The following is a 24,180-nucleotide window of genomic DNA, read 5'->3' as shown; positions in this document are numbered from 1 at the left end:
CTTTGTTTTGCAGGCATCTCTATACTGAGTAGTTATTAAAAGACTTTTAATAACTAATTTCTTGCCGGGAGAATCTGATGTCACTGTCATCTGAAATAGAAAGTCTGAACTCGCATGCCGGAAGCCCTGCCCGACGCATCGCTACGCGGGCGATTTTTTTTGTTACCGGTATGGCGATGGGGTTGTGGGCAGCGCTGGTGCCTTATGCGCAACTGCGTACGCATTCCGAAGCGGGTGATCTCGGCTTACTGCTGCTGTGCCTGGGCGCCGGATCACTGTTGTCGATGCTCGGTTCCGGGCGGATTATTGGCCGGTTCGGCTGCCGTGCGGTCATTGTAGCCGCTGTGGTGTTGTATTGCCTGATGTTACCGGTGCTGGCGGTTTTTAGTGATATCTGGCTGCTGGCGCTGAGCCTGTTTATTTTCGGTATGGGTATTGGCCTGGCGGATGTCGCGGTCAATGTGCAGGGAACGCTGGTCGAACAGGCCGCGGATAAACCGCTGATGTCCGGCTTTCACTGCCTGTGGAGCGTCGGCGGGATCGCCGGAGCCGGTGGCGGCGCGTTATTGCTCAGTGCGGGCATCACGCCGCTCGGCAGCACGTTTTTTGCCGTGGCGCTGGTTGTCATCGTGACCGCCTGGTCTTTTCGCGGCATGTTACCGTTTGGCGCGCATGAGGAAGAAGGGGCTGAGGGCAAACCCAAAGCGAGGCCGAATTTTCGTCTCGTGCTGATGGCCGTGATGGCGATGATTTGCTTTATGGCCGAAGGCGCGGTGCTCGACTGGGGCGGCGTGTTTCTGACCCGTGAACGCGGGCTGGCGCTGGAACACGCGGGCTGGGGTTTTGCGGTGTTTGCTGTCGCGATGTCGCTGATGCGCCTGACCGGCGATGTGATTGTCAGCGCATTGGGGCGTAAACGCATACTGGTGGCAGGCGGTATTCTGGGGATCGCAGGTTACCTGATGGTGGTACTGTTACCGGGCTGGATCCTGCCATTATGCGGTTTTGCGCTGGTCGGTATCGGGGCGGCAAATATCGTTCCGGTGCTGATTACGCTCGCCGGTCAGGAGAAAGTGATGCCGGTAAATATGTCTGTGGCGATGGTCGCGACGCTCGGGTATCTCGGCGTGCTGGGCGGGCCGGCGCTGATTGGTTTTATCGCGCATTTATCCAGTCTGTATGTGGCATTTTCAGCCGTGGCGGCTGCGTTCCTTATCATTACGTTCGGCGCATACAAACTGAAATATTGATTATTTTTTAAGACTGAAGATTTAGAACTGAGTGGCAAATTTGCCAGCTGGCGCCTGAACCCCGCCAGCCATCTTTTACTTTGACTGATAAACATCCGACCCTGTAAGGAACTGCAATGCCCGTAAAACTTATTGCCGTAGATATGGATGGCACCTTTCTGAACCCGCAACACGAATATAATAAAACCCGTTTTCGCGAGCAATATCAGCAACTGCTGGCACGCGAAATCAAGTTTGTGGTAGCCAGCGGCAATCAGTATTACCAGCTGAAATCTTTCTTCGATGATATCGATGAACAGATTGCCTACGTTGCGGAAGGCGGGGGGTATGTCGTCGACAAAAAAGAAGAAATTTACTGCGGCAAACTCGAACCTGAACAGGTCGCTGACGTTTTACACTGGATCAGCCGGACACCCGGCATTAACACTATCGTCTGTGGCAGAAATGGCGCGTATGTGCTGAACGGCACCGACGAAGCCTTTATCCGCCGGATGCGTCGTTACTATCACCGTCTGAGCAATGTGAGCGATTATGCCGAAATCAGCGACACAATTTTCAAATTCGCGCTGAGCTATAGGGAGGATGACGTTTACCCGCTGATGGGCGAAATTACCCGCCATCTGGGTAATATTGTTGCACCGGTTACCAGCGGACACGGCTCGGTGGATCTTATCATCAGCGGGAATCACAAAGCCTGCGGCCTGCAAAAAATCCAGAGAATCTATGGCATCCGCGATGAGGAAGTGCTGGCTTTCGGCGACAGCGGTAATGATCTCGAAATGCTCAGCTATTGCGGATTTGGTTTTGCAATGGAAAACGCCTCTGCACCGGCCAAAGCGGCCGCAAAATACACGGCACCATCAAACAGCGAAGAAGGTGTGCTGAAAGTTATCGATGATGTACTTAATGGCCGTGCGCCGTTTGCCTGAACGGCTGGAAAGGGAACAAAAGGCTGCCATGCAGCGGGCAGCCTTTCTGATTAGGCAAAAACTTAAGGTACATAATCCGGCGGAACGTCGTTGTTGCCTGTCTGTGCCGGATAGTAGTCCGGTGGCACCTCTGGCTGCGTGTGAGATTGCAAACCATAATCATAGCGGGCATCGACCGGCACTTTATTGCCTTTGGCGTACATACATTGGGTGTACACCGTATCGTACTGGTCCTGCAAATTGCCACTGCTGACGCCTGCGCCGTTACTGCCCATGGCACTGCCGAGCAGTAAACCGCTGCCTGCGCCAACCAGCGCGCCCGCTCCGGCCTGATGAGACGCTGCGCCTAACAGAGCCCCTGCCGCCGCACCCACAACGGTGCCCGCTGCGGCAGTATTGACCGCGTTATTATTAGCCGTTTGCGCGCCGCCGTTAACACTGCTGTAGGCGTCACTCCGGCAGGCCATTTCATCCATACGGAACTGTTGATAATCTTTGCCGGTACCGGGTAACACCATCACACCGGGCCGGGTGGGAGAAGATACGCAGCCTGAAAGCGCTGCAGCCAGGGTAATAACCGCCAGCGGAGTGAACCTGTTCATGAAATTATTACCTGTTAACGCGGTGCGGAATCACCTACAACGACCTTCATCCAGCCGCGCGGGCAGCGCTGCACGTGCGGATAGTAGCCCGCAGGATTCTGGCAGTAATAGGCATAGTCAGGGGTTTTCTCAACATACGTCTGCGGTTGTGCAGGCGTGACGTAGACCACCGGCGGCGGCCCGTAATACACCGGAGGGGGCGGTCCCCAGGGGATACCGACAATAATACGCGGGCCTCCATACCCACCGTGATAATACCCATGCCCGTAGTAGCCGTAGGCAAACGATGCGAAACTGGCAGACATCAGGGTGCCGGCAGTCAACATCAGCAATAAGAGCCTTTTCATAAAAACCTCGAAGCGCAATGACCGGATACAGGGAGGGGCATAAATGCCATCACTCCTGAGGATAAAGGTACGCTGAGCTGAGGGAAAAGGTTGGCGGGAGATCAGGGGGATTCTGACAAGGTAACGCCAGCAATTGTGTACAAAAAATTCCTATGGAAAGATTGCTTTACGATTAAACCAGGAGGCGCGGGAATACGGGGGAAAACCACCAGATCCGGTCAAAAAACGAACCTGGCGGCGGATAGGATGTACGGTGAGATCAGATTTTTTTTCCGGCAGTAAAACGTCTGAACGCTTCAAGCGTTTCATCGCTGACGTGATGCTCAACGCCTTCTGCATCGAGGCGGGCGGTTTCGTGGCTGATTCCAAGTGCGATAAAAAATGCCTCTACGACGTTATGACGCTCACGGTTTTCTGCTGCCAGCCGCTCACCTTCAGGCGTCAGGAAGGTACCGCGATAGGGCAACTGATGGACCAGTCCGGCATTGGCCAGTCGTTTGAGCGTTTTTGCAACGGTGGGCTGTGAAACCCCCAGACGCGCGGCCAAATCGACCTGACGTGCTTCGCCAAATTCACGAATTAAGTCTGAAATCAGCTCAACGTAATCGTCCATTAATTCCCGGCGATGCGCCTCGCGCACCTGTAAAAAACCCTGAGCGTGTTCTTCCACATCCAGTAATGGATTTATTTTTTTTTCTTTCACTACGCCTGCCTCTTTCTTGCTCAACGGTTTTTACCGCCGCCGCGGACATCACGACAACTCCGGCATTGTAAACCAAGTGCACACATCTACCAATTTCTGAAAACTTTGCCTTGGCTATGGAGTATAGCCTGTGCTATACCTGAATAATAAACCGGCGATTAATGCGCAGAGCGACAGGGGAAATTTCATGGAAAAAGGACGACGCATCTTAAAATTATTCAGCTATTCACCGTTTCGTTTGCGGCTCATGCTGGTTGGTATGATTGTGGCGCTGATTAGCGGGAATGTGCAGGCGGCCGGAAAAGATAAAAAGAAGTTTACCGTCGTTACCACCTTCACGGTGATTCAGGATATTGCACAGAATGTTGCCGGTGATGCCGCCACGGTAGAATCAATCACCAAACCTGGTGCGGAAATCCATGACTATCAGCCAACGCCACGCGACATTGTGAAAACACAGTCTGCGGATCTGATTCTGTGGAACGGCTTTAATCTCGAACGCTGGTTCGGTCGTTTCTTCGCGAATATCAAAAATGTACCTTCGGTGACTGTCACGGACGGTATCGCACCGCTGCCTATTCAGGAAGGGCCGTATGTCGGAAATCCAAACCCTCATGCCTGGATGTCCGCGAAAAATGCACTGATTTATATCGAAAATATCCGCGCAGCGCTGGTGAAATATGACCCGGATAACGCCGCCGTTTATAACCGCAATGCCAAAAATTACGCCGAAAAAATCAGCCTGCTCGATTCACCGCTGCGCGAACGTCTGGCGAAAATCCCGGCCGGTCAGCGCTGGCTGGTGACCAGTGAAGGCGCGTTCAGTTATCTGGCAAAAGATTATGGATTGAACGAGGCTTATCTGTGGCCGATTAACGCCGATGAGCAGGGTACGCCGCAGCAGGTGAAAAAAATCATCGATCTGGTGCGTCAGCAAAATATTCCGGTGCTCTTCAGTGAAAGTACCATCTCGGACAAACCGGCCCGGCAGGTCAGCAAAGAAACGGGGGCCAAATATGGCGGCGTGTTGTATGTCGATTCCCTGTCTGCCGCTGGGGGCCCGGTGCCGACCTACATTGATTTGCTGAAAGTCACGGCAGGCACCATCGCAAAAGGGTTCGGACAATGACTGACGACGCGCTGCATCTCCATGTTGATGATATTTCGGTGACCTACAATAACGGGCATACCGCGATTGAAAATGCCTCGTTCACGCTGCGCGGCGGATCTGTTTGTGCGCTGCTGGGCGTGAATGGTAGCGGTAAATCCACGCTGTTTAAAACCATCATGGGGATTATCCGCCCCACGCACGGACGGGTGACGCTTGATGGTCTCAGTGTGGCTACAGCGCTGAAACAAAACCTGATCGCGTATGTGCCGCAGTCCGAAGACGTGGACTGGAATTTTCCGGTGCTGGTGCGGGATGTGGTGATGATGGGACGCTATGGCAAAATGTCATTTTTGCGTATTCCCTCGCAGGAAGATAAAAAACAGGCCGCTTCCGCACTGGCGCGTGTCGGGCTGACGGAACTTGCGCATCGCCAGATTGGTGAACTTTCCGGCGGTCAGAAAAAACGCGTTTTTCTGGCGCGTGCACTGGCGCAACAGGGGCGGGTGATGTTGCTTGATGAGCCGTTTACCGGCGTGGATATCAAAACTGAAAACGCCATCATCGAATTACTGCGACAACTGCGTGAGGAAGGGCATCTGATCCTGGTGTCGACGCATAATATCGCCAGCGTGCCGGATTTCTGCGACCGTGTGGTACTCATTAACCGCACGGTAATGGCTTCCGGTCCTCTGGAAACCACCTTTACTCATCAGAATCTCGAAAATACCTTTGGCGGCGCATTGCGCAATATTGGCTATTTAGTGCCGCAGGAACCGGTGAGGCGGGTGGTATGACCGAACTGCTGCTTGAGCCGTTTCAGTATAACTACATGGTAAAAGCTATCTGGGTGAGTGCAGGTGTCGGCGCGGTATGCGCATTTTTATCGGCATATCTGATGCTCAAAGGTTGGTCGCTGATGGGCGATGCACTATCACATTCGGTGGTACCCGGTGTCGCGGGTGCTTATGCGCTGGGCTTTCCCTATGCCATCGGCGCGTTCGGCACCGGCATTCTGGCCGCGCTTTCCATGACTCTGCTGCGCCATTTCACCAAACTGCGGGAAGACGCTATCATCGGTTTCGTGTTCTCCACGTTTTTTGCCCTCGGCCTGTTACTGGTCTCGCTTAACCCGACAGCAGTCAACGTGCAGTCGATTCTGTTCGGCAATATCTTAGGGATTGATGACACCGATATTTTGCAGGTACAGATTATTGTTGGCGTTTCGCTGCTGGTGCTGTGTGTTATCTGGCGCGACTTGCTGGCGGTGTTTTTCGATGAGGCGCATGCTGTTTCTATCGGCCTTTCACCGCTGTGGCTGAAAGTGATTTTCTTCACCCTATTCAGTGCGTGCAGCGTGGCAGCGTTGCAAACCGTCGGTGCGATTTTAGTGATCGCCATGGTGATCACGCCAGGCGCAACGGCCTATCTGCTGTCGGATCGTTTCTCACATCTGCTGATTATTTCTGTATTTATCGGTGCGGTGACCAGTGCCGCCGGGGCATGGCTGAGTTATTTCCTCGATGGTGCCACCGGCGGGGTAATTGTCTGCCTGCAAACGACTGTTTTTTTGCTGGCGTTCTTGTTTGCGCCGAAACACGGCTGGCTGATTAACCATTTTCGTATTAAAAACCGGAGCCGCGCATGATGTCCTGGTTTGATGTGTTGACGGAACCGCTGAGCTTTGATTTTATGCAACGCGCGCTGCTGACGGCTGCGGCCACCAGTATCGTCTGCGCGATATTTTCCTGTTTTCTGGTGCTCAAAGGTTGGTCTCTGATGGGGGATGCCATTTCTCATGCAGTGCTTCCCGGTGTGGTGCTGGCGTATCTTGCAGGAATTCCGTTGGTGTTCGGCGCATTCGGTTCCGGTCTGTTTTGCGCCGTAGCGACGGGTTTTATTAAAGAACATTGTCGGGTAAAAGAAGATTCAGTCATGGGGATTGTCTTTTCCGGCATGTTTGCTGCCGGTCTGGTGCTGTTCTCACGGGTGAATACTGAACAGCATCTCAGCCATATTTTGTTCGGCAATGTGCTGGGTGTAACCGACAGTGAAATGCTGCAAACCCTGATCATCGCCGCTGTCGTCACGCTGGCGATTATTCTCAAATTTAAAGATCTGATGCTGTTTTGCTTTGATCCCGTTCAGGCGAAAGTCATCGGGTTACCGGTGCGTGTTTATCATTACGCGCTGTTGTGTATGCTGGCACTGACCATCGTTGCGGCGTTGCAGGCCGTCGGCGTCGTGCTGGTGGTGGCGATGCTGATCACCCCAGGTATTACGGCGTTTATGCTGTGTAAGACGTTATCAAAAATGCTGATGGTTTCTGTGACAGCGTCACTTATGGCAGCGATCTCAGGCACCTTTATCAGTTTCTATATTGATGCAGCGACCGGCCCGACGATCGTGCTGGCGCAGGCGATGATTTTTCTGCTGGCGCTGTCGGTGAATTTATTGCATAAATCGATAAAACCGCGTCAGGGCGCACCGAATGCATAGTCGCGTTCCGGCAGGTTTGCCATGCTGCACGCCACATTCCTTTTTTGAGAGATTCTGATGACACCTCAATTTGCCCCTGTCGAACTGGAAAAAGCTTACCGCCTGATCAACCACGGCGCGACCGCGCTGGTTTCTGCCCATCATGAGGGTGTGGATAACGTCATGTCTGCCTCCTGGGTATGCGGGCTGGATTTCAAACCGGCGAAACTGATGGTGGTGATCGACAAAATTGCGCGCACACGCGAGCTTATCGAAGAAAGCGGCTATTTTGTGATTCAGGTACCGACCGTCGCGCAGTTGCAGATGACTTACGATCTGGGTAATCGCACATTGAGAACTGATCCGGATAAACTGCAACATTGCGGTACCCGGTTATTCCGCATGGAAGATCACGGCGATTTACCGTTTGTCGCGGGGTGCACCGCGTGGCTGGCCTGCCGGGTAATCCCTGAACCGCACAACCAGCAGGCACATGATTTATTCATCGGCGAGATTGTCGGTGCATGGGCCGATACCCGGGTCTTCAAAGACGGCCACTGGCATTTCGAAGATGCCGGGTCTTCCCTGCGCAGCCTGCATTACATTGCCGGTGGTCAGTTCTACGCCACCGGTGAACCGCTGAACGCGAAGACTGATTTGAAGTAAAAGTTAAAAAGTTAAGGATGGGCACGGCGAAGCCGGAGATTTCGAACTGAACGGGCCGGAAGGTATTTTTGGTTCTGAGCCGAAAAATGTGCCGATGTTTTATGCCAGCCGTGCCCGTTCTGAGCGCTATTTATTACGCTGCAAATGGTAATCCACATGGTATTCGTTGGCGTTTCTGATCATCACAGAGTAGTTGATGTAATCACCGGTGTCGCTGTAGGACAGCGATGTCAGGCGCAGCAACGGCGTGCCTTCGTCGACGTGTAATAAGGTGGCGACAGTGCTGTCCGCAAGAACCGGGCTGAAGCTTTCGTAATTCCCCGCGATACAGATATGGCATTCATCTTCAATATACGAAAATTTTGAGCCTTCCAGATGTGCCACTGAAAGATTGCTAAATAACCGGCCTGGCATGTAGCTGTCTTCGAGTACCAGCGGTTTTCCCCCGACCGAGCGCAGGCGGCGTGAATAATAAATACGTTCGTCAGTTTTCATCCGCAGCTGGCTGGCGATGGCTGGTGGCGCGCCCATGATCTTAAACTCCAATACCTCACTCACCGTCGGACGACCCAGTTGTTTCATCAGCTCTGAGAAACCCATCAGCCCACGGGTTTCATGCTGGACATCTTTCTGTGCAACGAAGGTTCCGCTGCCATGACAGCGACGTACCAGTTTCCATTCGATCAGCAAATCCACCGCTTTTCGCAGTGTCATTCGCGAGACACCCAATTCGGCGGCCAGCTTTTTTTCACTGGGTAATGCGTCGCCGATATTAAAATCGACAGAATTGATGCGAATTCTCAGACGTTCAGCGAGCATTTTGTAGATCACTGGCAGACCTCTTTATCGATGAGTGAATCCTTATAACTGCGTCCGTAAAACCGGTTACTGCCCTGTAAATTCTCGGTTTCTTATGCCCCGGACTCAGATTGTCCTTGCCCCGTCATTTGGCGTGTCTGGAAATTGCCTCAAAAGTAGACCACTTGATCGGCAGAAAAAGCATGAATGCGATCACGAAATGATTAATCACTCTGCGAAGTTATTTTTCATTATTCCTACTCTCTGATCAGAAAATAAAAACATGTCTGAAAGTGTTCCAATAATAAACTCTGATCCGGAAGTAATATAAGGAATATATATGCTCAGTCAAATTCAACGTTTTGGCGGTGCGATGTTTACACCTGTCCTATTGTTTCCATTCGCAGGAATGGTCGTGGGTATCGCGATTATGCTTCAGAATCCGATGTTCGTCGGCGAAACGCTCTCCGAACCGGATAATCTCTTTGCACAAATTATTCATATTATTGAAGAAGGAGGATGGACAGTATTCCGCAACATGCCGCTGATCTTCGCAGTCGGTCTGCCTATCGGGCTGGCGAAACATGCACAAGGCCGCGCCTGCCTGGCGGCACTGGTCAGTTTTATGACCTGGAATTATTTAATTAATGCTATGGGATTAACCTGGGGAAATTATTTCGGTGTTAATTTTAATCTTGAGCCCGGGGGGCAAAGTGGTCTGGCGATGATTGCCGGAATTAAAACCCTTGATACCAGTATTATTGGGGCGATAGTTATTTCCGGGATTGTCACTTCGCTGCACAATCATTTTTTTGATAAACAACTTCCTGTCTTTCTCGGTATTTTTCAGGGCAGTTCATTCGTGGTCATTGTCGGCTTTCTGCTAATGATACCCTGCGCATGGCTGACCCTGCTGGTATGGCCAAAAGTGCAGACAGGTATTCTCTCGATGCAACATTTTATGCTGGTGTCCGGTTCGCTCGGCGTATGGGTCTACACCTTCCTTGAACGTATTCTGATCCCGACCGGCTTGCATCACTTCGTCTACGGTCCGTTTGTTTTCGGTCCGGCAGCGGTCGAGGGTGGGATCCAGGTTTACTGGGCAGAGCATCTGCAGGCATTCAGCCAGAGCACTGAGCCGCTGAAAACGTTATTCCCGCAAGGCGGTTTTGCGCTGCATGGTAACTCTAAAGTTTTTGGCTCGGTGGGTATTGCGATGGCGATCTATGCCACAGCCGCGCCGGAAAATCGCGTCAAGGTCGCGGGGCTATTGATCCCGGCGGCGCTGACCGCAGTGCTGGTCGGTATTACCGAGCCACTGGAATTCACCTTTCTGTTTATCTCACCGCTGCTGTTTGCCGTTCACGCGCTCCTTGCCGCCACCGTTGCCACGCTGATGTTCATGGCGGGCGTTGTCGGCAATATGGGCGGTGGTCTGCTGGATCAGTTCCTGCCGCAAAACTGGATCCCGATGTATCACAATCATGCCTCGATGATGTTCACCCAGATCGGTATCGGTCTGGTGTTCACCGGTGTCTGGTTCCTGGTGTTCCGCACGCTGATCCTGCGTTTAAACCTGAAAACGCCGGGACGTGAAGACAGCGAAATCAAGCTCTACAGCAAAGCCGATTATCAGGCAAAGAAAAATCCGGCAGGCGAGCCGCCGGTGCCGTCTTCCCTACAAGGCCAGGCTGCGGGTTATCTGCAGGCCCTCGGCGGCAACAGCAACATTCTTGACCTCAACAATTGCGCGACACGGTTGCGTATCACTCTCGAAGATATGGCGCTGACGCAAAGTGATGACATCTTCAAAGCCCTCGGTGCACACGGTGTAGTGCGGCGCGGCAACGCCATTCAGATCATCGTGGGTCTGCACGTTCCGCAGGTGCGGGACCAGATAGAAACGCTGATGAGCCAGGAGGCTCTCGCAAAATCATCCTTATCCGGGGCGCGTTCCCCGACAGAAACATCCATTACGGAGGCAGTATGATGAAGAAATTTTCAGTGGTTGTGGCAGGCGGTGGCAGCACATTTACGCCGGGTATTGTGTTGATGTTATTGCAGCATCAGGAACGCTTCCCGCTGCGGGCCATCAAGTTTTATGACAACGACGGCGCACGTCAGGAGACTATCGCCGAAGCGTGCAAAGTGATCCTCAGGGAGCAGGCTCCGGAGATAGAATTCAGCTATACCACTGACCCGAAAACGGCATTTACCGATGTGGATTTCGTCATGGCACATATCCGGGTCGGTAAATATCCGATGCGTGAAAAGGACGAAAAAATCCCCCTTCGCCATGGTGTTGTGGGGCAGGAAACCTGCGGGCCGGGCGGGATTGCCTATGGTATGCGCTCTATCGGCGGTGTGCTGGAAATCGTCGATTATATGGAGAAATACTCGCCGGACGCGTGGATGCTCAATTATTCGAATCCGGCGGCCATCGTGGCGGAAGCGACGCGCAGATTACGTCCGCACGCTAAGATCCTTAACATTTGCGATATGCCAATCGGCATTGAAGGGCGCATGGCGCAGATTGCAGGGCTTAAATCCCGCAAAGAGATGCGTGTACGTTATTACGGTCTGAATCACTTCGGCTGGTGGACATTGGTTGAAGACGCACATGGCAACGATCTGATGCCTAAAATCCGCGAACATGTGGCAAAATACGGCTATGTGCCCTCTGCCGATGAACCGGGCGTAGAAGCCAGCTGGAATGATACTTTTGCCAAAGCCAAAGATGTCTGGGCGCTGGATCCTTCCACTTTCCCGAATACGTACCTGAAATATTACCTGTTCCCTGATTACGTGGTAGCACATTCCAATCCTGAACACACCCGTGCTAATGAGGTGATGGAGCATCGTGAAAAACATGTGTTCAGCTCTTGTGCCGCCATTACCAAAGCGGGGGAGTCCTCCGCTGGTGAACTTGAAATTGACGAACATGCTTCTTACATCGTTGATCTGGCGACGGCCATCGCCTTCAATACGCAGGAAAGAATGTTGCTGATTGTGCCGAATCAGGGAGCTATCAACAATATTGACCCGGAAGCGATGGTGGAAATTCCGTGCCTGGTCGGCAGCAACGGTCCGGAACCGCTGACGGTCGGTAAAATCCCGTTGTTCCAGCAGGGTCTGATGAGCCAGCAGGTGGCTGTCGAAAAACTGGTGGTTGAAGCGTGGGTTGAAAAATCCTACCTGAAACTGTGGCAGGCGATCACGCTGTCGAAAACCGTGCCAAGTGCGTCCGTAGCCAAAGCCATTCTCGATGATCTGATCGCAGCCAATAAAGACTACTGGCCTGACCTGAAATAGCAGAAGGATTGCTTTAGTGAATGGCGCCACCTTCGGGGAGCGCCATTTTTATTTGCAATTCGCAGTCAAAATGCCGTCAGCACACCCGTATTCAGCCTGACAGACGTTATTTGTCACCACCATTTCACTGCGGAATCCTGATTACTTTAGCGGTTAGCGTGCTATTCAGGGGCCGGTAAGTCCGCAAATTCAGACCGCCTTAACGATACACTGGCAGCATATTTACACTCGATAATATATGCACCACCGCATTTATCATGCCGAACAGCAGCACGAGCACAATCATTTTATTGCCGCCCCACACGCGGTAGAGCGGGCTGCCGAAACGCTGCCGTGATGCCCGCGCCATCAGGGCCGGAACAATCACTGCCCAGACTGTGGCGGCGAGACCGGCAAAACCAATCGCGTAAATGAAACCATCCGGGTAGATCACGCCGCCAATGACCGGCGGCACAAAGGTGACCAGCGCGGTTTTAAAACGGCCGGTACGGCTGTCGTCGAATTTGAAAAGGTCAGCCAGATAGTCAAATAATCCCAGTGTAACGCCCAGGAATGAACAGGCTACGGCGAAGTTGGAAAAAATCGTCAGCAGCAAATCCAGCCCTGCGCTGTTGAGGATCTGACTCAGCGATTGCACCAGTACATCAATGTTGCCACCACGTTCGGCTATATCAATAAATGCCGGGCGCGGAATGTTACCCATCGTGCCCAGCATCCAGATGACATATAACCCAAGCGCCATCAGCGTGCCCAGCAACAGGCATTTTTTGATGATATGCGGGTTTTTACCGTAATACTTCATCAGACTCGGTACGTTGCCGTGATAGCCAAACGAGGCCAGGCAAAACGGCAGCGTCGCCAGCACATACGGCGCGTAACTTGGGTTCAGCTCAACGCTGTTTAGCAAATTTACCGGTTTGATGTGCCACAGCAGGCTGCCAAATGTCAGGAAGAAAGCAATGATTTTGGCACCCAGCACAATGGCGGTCATGCGGCTCACCGCACGGGTGCTGATCCAGACAATGAAGGCAACCGCCAGCGCGGTCAGCAGTCCGCCAAGACGGGGCGAAAAGCTCACTGACATCTCCCGCAACGTATGCTGAATCACTGAGCCGCTGGCAGAAATATACGCGTAAGTCAGAATATACAGCACGAAAGCGATAGTGATGCCATTCAGCCGGTTCCAGTTTTTCCCCAGCAAATCGCCGGTGACAGTATGAAAACTCGAACCTGTCGGATAGTTAAGATTCGCTTCGAGGATCATCAGGCCGGAGTGCAGCATACAGAACCAGGTAACAATCAGTGCAGCCACTGACCAGAAAAACCAGGCCCCGGACATCACCACCGGCAAAGAAAACATCCCTGCACCGATGATAGTTCCACCGATAATCATTGCGCCGCCCCATACAGAATGTTGCGGGGTGGTCACGGAAAGCGTCGCCATAGTGCGTATCCTCGCGTGGCTTTTATCACGATTCGTCAAATGAATTGCTGTAAAAGATGTGGTATGAAAAGTGACCGGATATCGCGCATTTGTGCTGCGATTAAGGCCCTGAGCGCAGCAATATAGTGGATTTACAGGGAGAAGTACACTGTTGAACTAGTTTACTGATACAAGGTGGATGATATGGCGGTCAGCATGCCGGGGAGGGCGGTAGATGTTTACACGAGATTATTTAAATTCGACTTTTTGGTTGCATGCCTCATCAAAATCTTTGGTATAGGTCACAGATTGCATTATGTTTTCTTATATGGCACGTCTTAAAAAACCTGTTCGTAAATACAGGGTTGACAGACGATTTTTAGCGAGTAAATTAGAACTCAGCACCAGAGAGAAATGGAATGAAAATTTTATTTCGCGGTGCATTTAGCAAGTTGATAAACTTGCCAGTAACGAGATGCGATAAAGGCCACGAAGTATTTTAGTTTGGGTGATTCAATACCGGATTTAATTAAAATCCGTGAGATGATGCTTTAAGGCCACGCAGTACAGCTGTACGATCGCATGATGTGGAAGAAAACGCGATGATGTAACGCCTTGTTAGTCAGAGTAATGTTCGCGATTTGGGTACGTTAAGTCTGAAATCGAGAATGTCGCGACGAAAGTAAGGTCACGCATCAAAGAGTATATATCGCGAGGGTGATGTACTCATTTATCCCGACTGAAAACCGGTATGGATGAAATGAACAGGATATCGATGTTATTCCACAAAATTATAGGAGGATAGCGTTACCTGGCTTCAAAATATATCCTGTGAAAATATGTGCATCTTTAGAAGTTGTAATATGCAATTAAGTTGATGAATGTTAAATATTAATTTGGTAGTACCTTAAAAGCCCCGGTTTAACGACTGGGGCTTTTATATTTTAAGTATCAGATTTCTTTACTTCCCGCTGATTGCCCCTTCCAGAATGGCTTCCGCACCCAGGCAAACGAGGAAACAGACCAGGGTAGTCTCTCGTTTTGCCGAGGCGGCAGGCAACGCACTTTCCTCATCGCTGATCGCATCACCTTTTGACAGACTGACGTCCGCAATGCTGATTTCGCCATCCATGACATACAACCATTGTGCAAATCCCGCATGTGCCGGAATCTCCGTGGTACTGTTTTCATCCATACGGATATCATAAATATAGACCGCCTGTCGGATTTCAAGCGGAGATTCAATCCCTTCCGGCGCGGCCAGCAGCGTCCATTCGTTTTGCTTAACGCCGTCCGGGCGCTCCATAAACTGCACGCGGCCTTCGAGGTCTGCCTTGCGCGGACGAATAAAAATCTGCAACATTTCAGCCGGTACCAGCGGCGTGGATTCCTCATGCCAGAAGCTTTCTCCGGCATTCATCATCATCAGTTTTTTCGGCGAAAGCGAGACACGATGACCGGCAGAATCTTCATGTACCATCGACCCGCGCCACATATAGCTGAAAATTTCATCGTTGGTATGCTCATGCATTTTCACCAGCGTACCCAGTTCCAGATTGGCATGATCGATAACACTTAGCGGCCCGAACGCCTCATCGCTATTTTCTGGCACTATTTTCCCGGGACGCATACGGCGGATGCGGAACGGACCGTATTCGAAAGTGGTTTTAGGTTCAGCACGTAAAACGTTAAACATAATATCTCCGGCAGGAACAGGTATGCATTGTGTCAGTAAAAATAAATATTCTGTTGCTTAACATAGGTCTTTAAAGCAGATCCAGCAACGCATTCAGTTCAGCAATCTGTTGTTGCCACTGGCGTTGCAGTTCCGGTTTCTGGTGCTTTGGCTTTCGCGCCAGGTCATTTTCCAGTTTATTTTCCAGATCCGTCAGTCGCGTCAGCAGTTGTTCCTCTTCTGCATCCTGAATCGCCACGTCTGCCCGCATAACTTCAGACACCGGCGTGTGGGCAGGCGGAGCGCTGCCCGCCAGGATGGCATACACCGGTGCGGGTGAATGCCATTCTTCCAGACGCTGCTGATCTATCAGCCAGAAGCGGTTACAACTTTGCTCGATCAACGTCCTGTCATGGGAAACCATCAGCACTGCACCGCTGAAGGTTTTCAGCGTTTCTGCCAGTTCCTCTTTGCCTTCCAGATCGAGATGATTGGTCGGCTCATCAAGTAACAAAAGGGAATAGTTTGCCAGCGTCAGGCCGATAAATAGCAGACGTGACCGTTCGCCACCGCTAAGTGTGCTCACTTTTTGCTGATGACGGATATACGGAAATCCCGCCCCGATCAGCGCCATTTTTCGCTGTTCTTCGGTCAGCGGCGCGAAACGTGCCAGTGCAGCAGAAAGCGAATCGTTATCCTGCAACTGATGCTGGTTTTGATCGTAATACCCTATCCGTACACGCGGGTGGAAAACCACACCACTGACCGCGGTTTCCGGGTGAATAAAAGCCTGCCATACGCTGTGCAGAAGGGATGATTTACCGCAGCCGTTACGCCCGACAAGCGCGATGCGGTCGCCACTTTTTACCCGCATTTCATCAAGAGTAAACAGCACGGGTGCATCAGCTGCCGGCCGCACCAGCAAGTCAGAGAGTGCCAGCACGCGATCCGCCGCCAGCACCTCTCCGGTCAGTCGCAGTTTCCACTGACTGCCTGCGGTGACATCGGTCTGATCTTCCTTCATGCGCACCACATGTTTTTCCATTTGCTTGGCTTTACGCGCCAGCCCTTCGTTGTCGTAAACGCTGCCCCATATAGCCAGACGTTTGGCGCTGAGCGTCACACGGTCAATTTCCTTTTGTTCGGCCTTGCGGCGCAGCGCGTCTGCCATGTCTTTTTCTTCCAGCGCATGTCGTGCCTTAGTACAGGGCAGGCGGATAAATTGCAGCGTTTTATCGCGCAGGATCCAGGTGGCGTTGGTTACGCTGTCCAGCAGGCTGCGGTCATGGGATACCAGAACGAAGCTGCCCGTCCAGTTTTTCAGAAACTGTTCCAGCCACAGTAATGTCGGCAAATCCAGATGATTACTCGGTTCATCGAGCAGCAGTAAATCTGGCTGGCGGATCAGTGCCCTCGCCAGCAACAGTCGGGTATGCTGGCCGCCGCTGAGCGTGCCCGCCGTCAGTTCCCAGGCATTCTCGTCAAAACCAAGATTCGAAAGCAGCACCTGCGCCTGCCAGACTTCAGGCTGATGCAAGCCGCCGGGGAGATGATCAAGCACCGATTCCAGCAGGGTGCAATCATTGAGTCCGGCAGGAAGTTGTTGTTCGACGCGCGCCATCAGGCAATGATTCGCCAGCGTCGAAGTGCCGGAGGAGGCCGCCAGTTCGCCGCTGAGAATTTTCAGTAGGGTGCTTTTACCGCAGCCGTTATGGCCGATGAGACCTATGCGGTCGCCTTTTTTCAGGCCAAAGGAAATGTCAGCCAGCAACGGGCCAAAGGCATTATCGAAAGATAAAGATTGTGCAGATAATAAAGTTGTCATGATGCTTACTCAGGTTTTCAGGCGCAAAAGTGCCTATCGTCAAAAAAGCGGACGATAACCGGTAAGCCGGAGGGAAGTACTCAAGGTGTCAGTTAGCTTCGCTCAAGCCGGTTATCGCAGCAAGGTGCCGGAAATGCCTGAGCAATGACGATCGCTAAGAACGAGTGAAATTAAAAAAACTTCACGGGTCAGCATGGCAATCCTCCTTATATAACGTTGATGAATGAATAAGCTGATTATATTGAGAATTATCGAATTATTCCAGTTTTGACAATCCCGCACTGCGTTTACGGTGTGAGCACCTCATTTTCCAGTTTCTGCCGTTGACGCAGGCCCGGGAACCACGTCATCCACAATCCGACCACGATCAGCGTGCCGATACCGCCAATGGCTGCGGCGGGAACCGCGCCTGCCCAGGCAGCCAGCAGACCGGATTCAAATTCACCGAGTTGATTTGAGGTATTGATGAAGATGGAATTCACCGCACTGACGCGCCCGCGCATGTCGTCCGGTGTGTCGAGCTGCACCAGGGCGCCGCGGATCACCATGCTGATCATGTCGAAACCGCCGAGAGCGAACAGTGCAAGCATTGATAACCAGAGCGAGGTGGAAAACGCAAAGACCAGCGTGGCGGCACCAAACCCTGCAACCGCAGCGAACATAATCTTCCCGACATTACGGTTGAGTGCGCGGTGGCTTAGCCAGAACCCGACGATCAAACCGCCGACCGCCGGTGCGCCGCGCAATAGGCCTAATCCCCACGGACCGGTATGCAGAATGTCGTGAGCGAAAATTGGCAGCAGAGCTGTTGCGCCACCGAGTAAAACGGCGAACAGATCGAGCGAAATCACACCCAGTACATCCGGTCGGGCGCGGATAAAGCCAATGCCCGCAAACAACGTTTTGAAGGTTGCCGGAACACGGCGCGGCGGAGCCTGTTTATAGCGTAAACGGCTGACCATCATGATAGATAACAGGTACAGGCAGGCGCATACGCTATAGGCCACGCCCGCTCCCGCAACATACAAAAAGCCGCCGAGCGCCGGGCCGACCATCGATGCAGCTTGTCCGGAAACGCTGGTGGCGGCCATGGCGCGGGCCAGCAAATTCGGTGGCACCAGTGCGGGTAACATCGACTGCAAGGACGGAGCTTCCATGGCTTTAGCGGTGGAAATCACAAAAATCAGGCTGAGCACGATCACTTCATTGACATGATGCGTCAGTGTCAGATAGGCCAGTGCACCAATCGCTACCCATTCGGCGATTTGCCCGAGCAGCACCACGCGGCGGCGGTCAAACTGATCAGCCACGTGACCGGCGACCAGCGCCAGCGCAACGGAGGGTAAAAATTGCACCAGTCCGATCAGCCCGAGATCAAATGCGCGGCCGGTGATCGAGTAAATCTGCCAGCTCACCACAATGGAGAGCATCTGAAAACCAAAGCTGGATGCGGCACGGGCAATCCAGAAAGCCACAAATGAACGGTGCTGTAACAGCGAATCCGAATTAACGGAAGAAGCAGACATGACAAATCCCTGAATATGAAAGATGCCGTGTCTGCGGTCGGTAACGACTCGTTAGCCCGGCAATTATTTTATGAACAAATAATTAACAAACAATCTGAGTTGTATATTTATCACAAAAAATTCAGCAAATCTTCATCTCACATTGTGAAGAAACTATGCAATTCGCGCGCTAAAACTCCCGGCTGTTCTTCTGCAATGAAATGGCCGCTGTGAGGGATGATGATGCCGGTTACATTTTCGGCGAAAGCGCGCAGGGGAATCGCCATGTCCGGGATTGACCCCTGGTCGGCGCTGACCGCCAGTACCGGCATTTTTAATTTTCCGTGACGGTTCAGTTCGCGGTTCTGTTCAGCCGATTCTGTGACTGACCGGTAATACGCCAGTCCGGCACGCAGGCCGCCACTTTTCAGGAACGTGCGCAGATATTCGCTGATATCGTCGTCAGTAAAAGCATCCGGCGCGGCAGTTTTACGGCGTAAAAACCAGTCGAGATACACCCGTTCATTACCGGCGATCAGCGCTTCAGGCAGATCAGGCAATGTGTGGAAAGCAAAATGCCAGGTTTTCCACGATTTGTCAGGTGTAACGGGCAGCGCGTCCGGCAACGTGATCCCGGGGATCCCTGCGTCCAGCAGTGCAAGCCGCTGCACTTCCCCGCCATACATCGCGGCATAGGGATACGCCACCCACGCACCGACATCATGTGCTGCCAGCGAATAATGCTTGTGACCGAGAAGCTGCATTAATCCGTGGGTTTTCTGCGCCAGGCTGCGTGTGTCGTAACCGGTCTGCGGCCGGTCCGAATCGCCCTGTCCGGGCAGGTCCGGTGCCACCAGCCAGTAATCTTTTGCGAGCGATTTCATCACATTGCGCCACGCGTACCAGGTTTGTGGAAAACCCGCCAGGAGCAACAATACATTGCCTTCCGGATTTCCGCCGCTGACATAATGCAGCCGTACACCGTCGACGGTGGCGTAACGATGCGTAAAACCGGAAAGGGCAGGGTCAGCGGCAGCAAAAGGCGCGGCAGTTATCACCGCGGACGGGACGATATCAGTCATAATAAGTTTCCTTAACGTCAGTGGATTAAAAATATAATTAGGAAATGATTGATTCCTAAATGGGGAAAAATTTTTAATCGAGGATTTTTAGTGCCAGTTTCAGCGTAGCTTCGCTCGCTTCATTGTTTTCAACTTTACCGGCGACACGCATGCCTAAAACGATCCATAACATCAGGGACGAGGCGGCCTGCGCATCAATGCCCGGCGGGACAGAACCGTCCTGCTGGCTCCGTTCAATGAGGGAGGCCAGGAACAATTTGTTGCGCAAAATGGCCTGACGCACCAGTGTGGCGAGTTCTTCATCCAGCGTGAGTAATCCGACGGTACTGCCGACGACGAGACATCCGCGACGGCCTTCAATTTCATGGGAAGAACGCAGGTAAAAGCGCAGCACCTCGGCAATGCGTTCACGGCCGGTGGCGACACGCTCAATTTGCTGGCGTAACTGTGTATTGCGCAGCGAGGTGTAGCGTTCAAATACAGTGAGAAACAGGGTGCGCTTATCGCTGAAGGCTTTGTAAATGCTGCCTGCAGTCAGATTCATGGCCTGACTCAGATCACTGATGGATGCCGCATGAAAGCCTTTTTCACGAAACACCGTCATGGCGTTATCCAGTGCAAGTTCAGTATCAAATTCACGCGGACGACCGCGATCCTTCGGGCAGGAAGATGTCATAAAAAAACCACCATTAGGAAGCGTTTATTTCCTAATGGTGGCATTAACACAAAAACCGATCAAGCCGTTTGTCAGCTCAAACCCTTTTTACCAGCGCAATTCACGGCCTGAATACTCAACAAAATGATGGCCGCCTTTGCCGCGCCAGGCTTCGAACTGATCGACAATGCCGGTGGCACTTTCAGTGATGGTCAATGTGGCATTTTCACCGCCCATATCGGTCTGTACCCAGCCCGGATGAACGGAAAGCAGAGTCAGTTCTTGTTTTTCGATCTGTTGATACAACCCGCGGGTCAGCATATTCAGTGCGGCTTTACTGGCGGAATAAAGCGAATAAGTCGCCGCTTCATTTTCATTGAGGCTCGACAGTTCAGAGGTCATCAGCGCCAGAACACCGGTGCGGTGGTTCAGGAAAGGCAGTAATTCACCGGCGCAACGGACCGGGGAAATAGCATTAGTCAAAAACAGCTGAATAATTTCTTCATCGCTGGCCTGATGAATATGCTGATGATCCGGACCAAAGATGCCTGCATTCACAAAAATCAAATCAAAATGGCTGTCTGAAAGTGCGTCTTTCACCGCCTGTCGTGCTTCGGATTTATTAATATCCAGTTTTACCCATTCAACAGACGCCGGGGTTTTGGCCGGAACGGCATCACGCGTGGTGGCGGTCACCTGCCAGCCGCGTTTTGCGAGGACCTCGACCACACCCAGACCGATACCGCGTGATGCGCCGATGATTAATGCCTTCTTAGAGTCAGTCATATTCATCCTTTAATAATCAATGCGTTAATGTGAATTTATTGTTTCCATTTAATGCGCGAAATCTCTTCAGTATTGCAGGCAGTATGAGCCAGCATAGCGGGTGCAACAATGGGCTGGAGTCTGATTTTGCCCGGATTACATAACGTGGCTTACTGGATAAATTCGTCACGCCTTGCCGGAGTCTGGCTTAAACCGATGCCTTTACAACGAATGACAGCACGACAGGGGGGAATTAATGAGGTACAAATAATTCTTTCAGCTACGGCGTGTCTTCGGACATATAAGTTGTCCTGTAAATCAGTTGTGCAGTTGTGAACTTCCGAACTCATGTCAAAGGTGAATAAAAGTATGATCGCCATAAAATGGGTAAGTTTCGGGTTTGTTTTGGTTTTATTGCTATCTTTCGGATACAGCTACGCCAAAGCGACACAAACCCGGGCAGAACCCGCCGGCCAGAGCTGGTCAACGGCACGACGCACTTCGGCCGGTATTGCCCCGGATCCCTCCAGACTCAAAAACATCGCCATTATCCAGATTTATGCCGCACCGACCTATGGCTGGCGCGGGCTGGTGGCGGTTCATCCGTGGATAATTTATAAACGTGAAGGGGAGACGGAATTTACCCGCTATGACGTAATCAGCTGGGGCAGCACTGACGTAGTGCGCCGAAATTACGCGATTGCAGACGGATATTGGTTTGGCTCGCAGCCACGCATACTGGTTGATCACCGTGGTGCGCAGGCGCAAATGATGATCCCAAAAATAGAAGCGGCAATCAAAAGCTATCCGTATCCGCATACCTATCATGCGTGGCCGGGCCCAAACAGCAATACCTTTATGGCGCACATCGGGCGCGTAGTGCCGGGGCTGGCGCTTGATCTTCCTTCCAATGCGATCGGCAAAGATTACCGCGGGATCACGAATCCGATCGGTTTACCGCCATCGGGGCGCGGCGTGCAGGTCTCTTTACTGGGGGTATTGGGCGTGACGCTCGGTGTGGAAGAGGGACTGGAAATCAATGTGTTAGGATTGAATTTAGGTATTGATGTGAAGGATCCGGCACTGCGTTTGCCGTTTGTCGGGCGTGTAGGTTTCGATAATCCGGGAAAAGCGGAACTTTAACGGTGTCATTACGAAACAGGCCGGCATGGAGATACCGGCCACACATACATCAGAATGACGAATGCTTATAAGACCGGTATTCCGGTTTCCAGAACTCGGCATTAAGACGGCTTTGTAATTCCTCCTCTGTAACGTTCGCCGCCACGCCTTCCTGTTGTGCGACGCGGGCAACTTCTGCGGCAATGACTTTAGACACATGCTGAATATCGGCAATAGCCGGTAATAATGAGCCTTTGCCTGTCGTCGCCAGCGGAGAAAGGCTGGCCAGAGCCTGACTGGCGGCCAGCAACATGCCATCGGTCACACGGCGTGCTCCACAAGCCAGAATGCCTAATCCCAGCCCCGGGAAAATGTAAGCGTTGTTGCATTGCGGGATCGGGTAAGTGTGATCCTGATAATGTACCGGTGCGAACGGGCTGCCTGTCGCCATCAGCGCGGCACCTTCAGTCCAGGCGATGACATCCTGTGGCCGTGCTTCTGCGCGGGAAGTCGGGTTCGAGAGCGGCATGATGATAGGGTGAGGGCAGTTGTGGTGCATCTCACGGATAATCTCTTCGGTAAATAATCCCGGTTGCCCGGACACGCCAATCAGAATGGTCGGTTTGGAATGGTGCACCACGTCCTGCAACGAGATATTCTGGCTATCCACATTCCAGTGAGTGATTTTATCTTTATCTGTCACCAGTTTGCGCTGAAAATCGAGCAAATTCGGCATGTCATCTGTCAGCAGGCCAAAGCGATCCACCATGAAAACCTGGCTACGCGCTTCGTCTTCTGTCGCCCCCTCTGCCACCATCTGTGCGATGATTTTCTCAGCGATACCGCAACCGGCAGAGCCTGCGCCAAGGAAGGTCACACGGTGATCACGCAGTTGGGTGCCTGCGGCATGACTGGCAGCAATCAGACAGCCCAGCGTGACCGCGGCGGTGCCTTGAATATCATCATTGAAACAGCACAACTCCTCACGGTAGCGCTCCAGAAGTGGCATGGCATTGGTCTGTGCGAAGTCTTCGAACTGGAGGAGCACATCCGGCCAACGGGTCTTTATCGCCTGAATGAACATATCTATAAATTCATTATATTCGCCGTCGGTAATACGCGGATGGCGCCAGCCCATGTACAGCGGGTCATCGAGTCGCCGGGCGTTATTGGTCCCGACATCAAGCATGATTGGCAGTGTATTGGCCGGGTTGATGCCCCCACAGGAAGTGTAAAGCGAAAGCTTGCCGATAGGGATCCCCATACCGCCAATCCCCTGATCGCCCAGTCCAAGGATACGCTCACCGTCAGTGACGACGATCACCCGGATGTCGTTTTTGGAGAAATTTTGCAGCATTTCGTCGATATGAGCGCGGTCAGGGTAAGAGATGAACAGACCCCGCGCGCGGCGGTAGATATCTGAAAAGTGCTCACAGGCTTCGCCGACCGTCGGGGTGTAGATAATCGGCAGCATTTCTTCCAGATGTGAATTCACCAGGTTATAGAACAATGTTTCATTAGTATCCTGGATATTACGCAGATAAACGTGCCTGGAAATATCGCGTTTAAAATCACAAAACTGGGAATATGCCCGGTCGGTCTGTTCGCTGATGGTTTCGACCTGATTGGGCAACAGCCCGTTGAGATTAAGTGCCAGACGTTCATCACGGCTGAAGGCGGAACCTTTGTTGAGCAGCGGATTTTCGAGTAACAATGAACCTGTGTAGTGGGTGTAGAGCGGGCGTTTTTTTAACATTTTTAAGCCTTAGAACATTTGAACTCAGTTAATTCCCGGCATGTTATTTTCTGTTGCCGGATCCCCTCACAGTAAAATCTTATAACCAGCAAAACCAGCATAAATATTAAAAAGGTAATGGCCATAGCTGCCTGATGCGGATAAATAATTATTGTTTTATTTTTTATAACATGACAAGG

The 24,180-nt window shown here is 52.1% G+C and carries 22 protein-coding genes; 10 read left to right on the top strand and 12 right to left on the bottom strand.

Annotated elements, in window-relative coordinates; translation table 11 throughout:
• The first annotated feature begins 77 nt into the window (after window positions 1-77).
• Both J1781_RS15275 and J1781_RS15270 read left to right on the top strand, forming a co-directional pair.
• Window positions 78-1,250: an MFS transporter gene (locus tag J1781_RS15275; protein WP_129953623.1), complete on the top strand. Its 1,173-nt coding sequence runs from the start codon at window positions 78-80 to the stop codon at window positions 1,248-1,250.
• A 116-nt stretch (window positions 1,251-1,366) separates the two neighbouring features.
• On the top strand, window positions 1,367-2,179 hold the full coding sequence (locus J1781_RS15270; protein ID WP_129953622.1) for a Cof-type HAD-IIB family hydrolase: 813 nt from the start codon (window positions 1,367-1,369) through the stop codon (window positions 2,177-2,179).
• Between the two features lie 62 nt (window positions 2,180-2,241).
• On the opposite strand, the gene J1781_RS15265 is transcribed toward J1781_RS15270, so the two are convergent.
• The 3 genes from J1781_RS15265 to mntR form a co-directional block, all read right to left on the bottom strand.
• Window positions 2,242-2,781, bottom strand: coding sequence for a glycine zipper family protein (locus J1781_RS15265; RefSeq protein WP_217233831.1), 540 nt, complete (start codon window positions 2,779-2,781; stop codon window positions 2,242-2,244).
• 14 nt (window positions 2,782-2,795) lie between these two features.
• The gene (locus J1781_RS15260; protein WP_129953620.1) at window positions 2,796-3,128 is read right to left on the bottom strand and encodes a hypothetical protein; all 333 of its coding nucleotides are present in this window, start codon (window positions 3,126-3,128) and stop codon (window positions 2,796-2,798) included.
• A 259-nt stretch (window positions 3,129-3,387) separates the two neighbouring features.
• Window positions 3,388-3,831 (bottom strand): manganese-binding transcriptional regulator MntR, encoded by a 444-nt coding sequence (gene mntR, locus J1781_RS15255; protein ID WP_129953751.1) that lies wholly within the window; start codon window positions 3,829-3,831, stop codon window positions 3,388-3,390.
• Window positions 3,832-4,018: 187 nt separating this feature from the next.
• Between mntR and J1781_RS15250 the strand changes: the two genes are divergently transcribed.
• The 5 genes from J1781_RS15250 to J1781_RS15230 are packed head-to-tail and all read left to right on the top strand — an operon-like array spanning window position 4,019 to window position 8,083.
• Window positions 4,019-4,960, top strand: coding sequence for a metal ABC transporter substrate-binding protein (locus J1781_RS15250; protein ID WP_217233830.1), 942 nt, complete (start codon window positions 4,019-4,021; stop codon window positions 4,958-4,960).
• Complete coding sequence (locus J1781_RS15245; RefSeq protein WP_129953619.1) at window positions 4,957-5,736, top strand: ATP-binding cassette domain-containing protein; 780 nt, start codon at window positions 4,957-4,959, stop codon at window positions 5,734-5,736. The genes J1781_RS15250 and J1781_RS15245 overlap by 4 nt, the downstream gene beginning before the upstream one ends.
• Window positions 5,733-6,587, top strand: a complete 855-nt coding sequence (locus J1781_RS15240; RefSeq protein ID WP_129953618.1) for a metal ABC transporter permease — start codon at window positions 5,733-5,735, stop codon at window positions 6,585-6,587. Before J1781_RS15245 ends, J1781_RS15240 begins: the two co-directional genes overlap by 4 nt.
• On the top strand, window positions 6,584-7,438 hold the full coding sequence (locus J1781_RS15235) for a metal ABC transporter permease (protein ID WP_217219698.1): 855 nt from the start codon (window positions 6,584-6,586) through the stop codon (window positions 7,436-7,438). Before J1781_RS15240 ends, J1781_RS15235 begins: the two co-directional genes overlap by 4 nt.
• A gap of 57 nt (window positions 7,439-7,495) precedes the next feature.
• Window positions 7,496-8,083: a flavin reductase family protein gene (locus J1781_RS15230; protein ID WP_129953616.1), complete on the top strand. Its 588-nt coding sequence runs from the start codon at window positions 7,496-7,498 to the stop codon at window positions 8,081-8,083.
• Between the two features lie 126 nt (window positions 8,084-8,209).
• Here J1781_RS15230 and J1781_RS15225 read toward each other — a convergent pair whose 3' ends face one another.
• Complete coding sequence (locus J1781_RS15225; RefSeq protein WP_217233829.1) at window positions 8,210-8,914, bottom strand: GntR family transcriptional regulator; 705 nt, start codon at window positions 8,912-8,914, stop codon at window positions 8,210-8,212.
• A 307-nt stretch (window positions 8,915-9,221) separates the two neighbouring features.
• Between J1781_RS15225 and J1781_RS15220 the strand changes: the two genes are divergently transcribed.
• On the top strand, window positions 9,222-10,871 hold the full coding sequence (locus tag J1781_RS15220) for an alpha-glucoside-specific PTS transporter subunit IIBC (protein ID WP_217233828.1): 1,650 nt from the start codon (window positions 9,222-9,224) through the stop codon (window positions 10,869-10,871).
• Complete coding sequence (locus J1781_RS15215) at window positions 10,871-12,193, top strand: 6-phospho-alpha-glucosidase (RefSeq protein WP_129953749.1); 1,323 nt, start codon at window positions 10,871-10,873, stop codon at window positions 12,191-12,193. The genes J1781_RS15220 and J1781_RS15215 overlap by 1 nt, the downstream gene beginning before the upstream one ends.
• 199 nt (window positions 12,194-12,392) lie before the next feature.
• Here J1781_RS15215 and mtr read toward each other — a convergent pair whose 3' ends face one another.
• The 7 genes from mtr to J1781_RS15180 form a co-directional block, all read right to left on the bottom strand.
• Entirely contained in the window at window positions 12,393-13,637 is a 1,245-nt protein-coding gene (gene mtr / locus J1781_RS15210) for a tryptophan permease (protein ID WP_217219701.1), read from the bottom strand.
• Between the two features lie 940 nt (window positions 13,638-14,577).
• The gene (locus J1781_RS15205) at window positions 14,578-15,312 is read right to left on the bottom strand and encodes a pirin family protein (RefSeq protein WP_129953612.1); all 735 of its coding nucleotides are present in this window, start codon (window positions 15,310-15,312) and stop codon (window positions 14,578-14,580) included.
• 70 nt (window positions 15,313-15,382) lie between these two features.
• Window positions 15,383-17,116 carry an ABC-F family ATP-binding cassette domain-containing protein gene (locus tag J1781_RS15200; protein ID WP_217219141.1) on the bottom strand — a complete coding sequence of 578 codons (1,734 nt, stop codon included), beginning with the start codon at window positions 17,114-17,116 and terminating at the stop codon, window positions 15,383-15,385.
• A gap of 287 nt (window positions 17,117-17,403) precedes the next feature.
• Complete coding sequence (locus tag J1781_RS15195; protein ID WP_217233827.1) at window positions 17,404-18,642, bottom strand: MFS transporter; 1,239 nt, start codon at window positions 18,640-18,642, stop codon at window positions 17,404-17,406.
• A 137-nt stretch (window positions 18,643-18,779) separates the two neighbouring features.
• Entirely contained in the window at window positions 18,780-19,703 is a 924-nt protein-coding gene (locus tag J1781_RS15190; RefSeq protein WP_217233826.1) for an alpha/beta fold hydrolase, read from the bottom strand.
• Between the two features lie 73 nt (window positions 19,704-19,776).
• Window positions 19,777-20,379: a TetR/AcrR family transcriptional regulator gene (locus J1781_RS15185; protein ID WP_217233825.1), complete on the bottom strand. Its 603-nt coding sequence runs from the start codon at window positions 20,377-20,379 to the stop codon at window positions 19,777-19,779.
• Window positions 20,380-20,466: 87 nt separating this feature from the next.
• A complete protein-coding gene (locus J1781_RS15180) occupies window positions 20,467-21,144 on the bottom strand; it encodes an SDR family oxidoreductase (RefSeq protein ID WP_217219138.1) in 678 nt (225 codons plus the stop codon).
• Between the two features lie 348 nt (window positions 21,145-21,492).
• Here J1781_RS15180 and J1781_RS15175 point away from each other — a divergent pair, with 348 nt between their 5' ends.
• Window positions 21,493-22,266 carry a DUF3750 domain-containing protein gene (locus tag J1781_RS15175; protein WP_217233824.1) on the top strand — a complete coding sequence of 258 codons (774 nt, stop codon included), beginning with the start codon at window positions 21,493-21,495 and terminating at the stop codon, window positions 22,264-22,266.
• Window positions 22,267-22,315: 49 nt separating this feature from the next.
• Here the strand turns inward: J1781_RS15175 and J1781_RS15170 are convergent, their stop codons facing one another.
• The gene (locus J1781_RS15170) at window positions 22,316-24,001 is read right to left on the bottom strand and encodes an NAD-dependent malic enzyme (protein ID WP_129953605.1); all 1,686 of its coding nucleotides are present in this window, start codon (window positions 23,999-24,001) and stop codon (window positions 22,316-22,318) included.
• Window positions 24,002-24,180: the final 179 nt, after the last annotated feature.

The sequence above is a fragment of the Rahnella perminowiae genome, assembly GCF_019049695.1.
Lineage (GTDB): Bacteria > Pseudomonadota > Gammaproteobacteria > Enterobacterales > Enterobacteriaceae > Rahnella > Rahnella perminowiae.
This window is presented reverse-complemented; position numbering and strand designations above follow the sequence as displayed.

Coding starts and splice junctions, on each gene's coding strand:
- J1781_RS15275 (WP_129953623.1), top strand. CDS start 78: ATGTCACTGTCATCTGAAATAGAAAGTCTGAACTCGCATGCCGGAAGC.
- J1781_RS15270 (WP_129953622.1), top strand. CDS start 1,367: ATGCCCGTAAAACTTATTGCCGTAGATATGGATGGCACCTTTCTGAAC.
- J1781_RS15265 (WP_217233831.1), bottom strand. CDS start 2,781: ATGAACAGGTTCACTCCGCTGGCGGTTATTACCCTGGCTGCAGCGCTT.
- J1781_RS15260 (WP_129953620.1), bottom strand. CDS start 3,128: ATGAAAAGGCTCTTATTGCTGATGTTGACTGCCGGCACCCTGATGTCT.
- J1781_RS15250 (WP_217233830.1), top strand. CDS start 4,019: ATGGAAAAAGGACGACGCATCTTAAAATTATTCAGCTATTCACCGTTT.
- J1781_RS15245 (WP_129953619.1), top strand. CDS start 4,957: ATGACTGACGACGCGCTGCATCTCCATGTTGATGATATTTCGGTGACC.
- J1781_RS15240 (WP_129953618.1), top strand. CDS start 5,733: ATGACCGAACTGCTGCTTGAGCCGTTTCAGTATAACTACATGGTAAAA.
- J1781_RS15235 (WP_217219698.1), top strand. CDS start 6,584: ATGATGTCCTGGTTTGATGTGTTGACGGAACCGCTGAGCTTTGATTTT.
- J1781_RS15230 (WP_129953616.1), top strand. CDS start 7,496: ATGACACCTCAATTTGCCCCTGTCGAACTGGAAAAAGCTTACCGCCTG.
- J1781_RS15220 (WP_217233828.1), top strand. CDS start 9,222: ATGCTCAGTCAAATTCAACGTTTTGGCGGTGCGATGTTTACACCTGTC.
- J1781_RS15215 (WP_129953749.1), top strand. CDS start 10,871: ATGAAGAAATTTTCAGTGGTTGTGGCAGGCGGTGGCAGCACATTTACG.
- mtr (WP_217219701.1), bottom strand. CDS start 13,637: ATGGCGACGCTTTCCGTGACCACCCCGCAACATTCTGTATGGGGCGGC.
- J1781_RS15205 (WP_129953612.1), bottom strand. CDS start 15,312: ATGTTTAACGTTTTACGTGCTGAACCTAAAACCACTTTCGAATACGGT.
- J1781_RS15200 (WP_217219141.1), bottom strand. CDS start 17,116: ATGACAACTTTATTATCTGCACAATCTTTATCTTTCGATAATGCCTTT.
- J1781_RS15195 (WP_217233827.1), bottom strand. CDS start 18,642: ATGTCTGCTTCTTCCGTTAATTCGGATTCGCTGTTACAGCACCGTTCA.
- J1781_RS15190 (WP_217233826.1), bottom strand. CDS start 19,703: ATGACTGATATCGTCCCGTCCGCGGTGATAACTGCCGCGCCTTTTGCT.
- J1781_RS15185 (WP_217233825.1), bottom strand. CDS start 20,379: ATGACATCTTCCTGCCCGAAGGATCGCGGTCGTCCGCGTGAATTTGAT.
- J1781_RS15180 (WP_217219138.1), bottom strand. CDS start 21,144: ATGACTGACTCTAAGAAGGCATTAATCATCGGCGCATCACGCGGTATC.
- J1781_RS15175 (WP_217233824.1), top strand. CDS start 21,493: ATGATCGCCATAAAATGGGTAAGTTTCGGGTTTGTTTTGGTTTTATTG.
- J1781_RS15170 (WP_129953605.1), bottom strand. CDS start 24,001: ATGTTAAAAAAACGCCCGCTCTACACCCACTACACAGGTTCATTGTTA.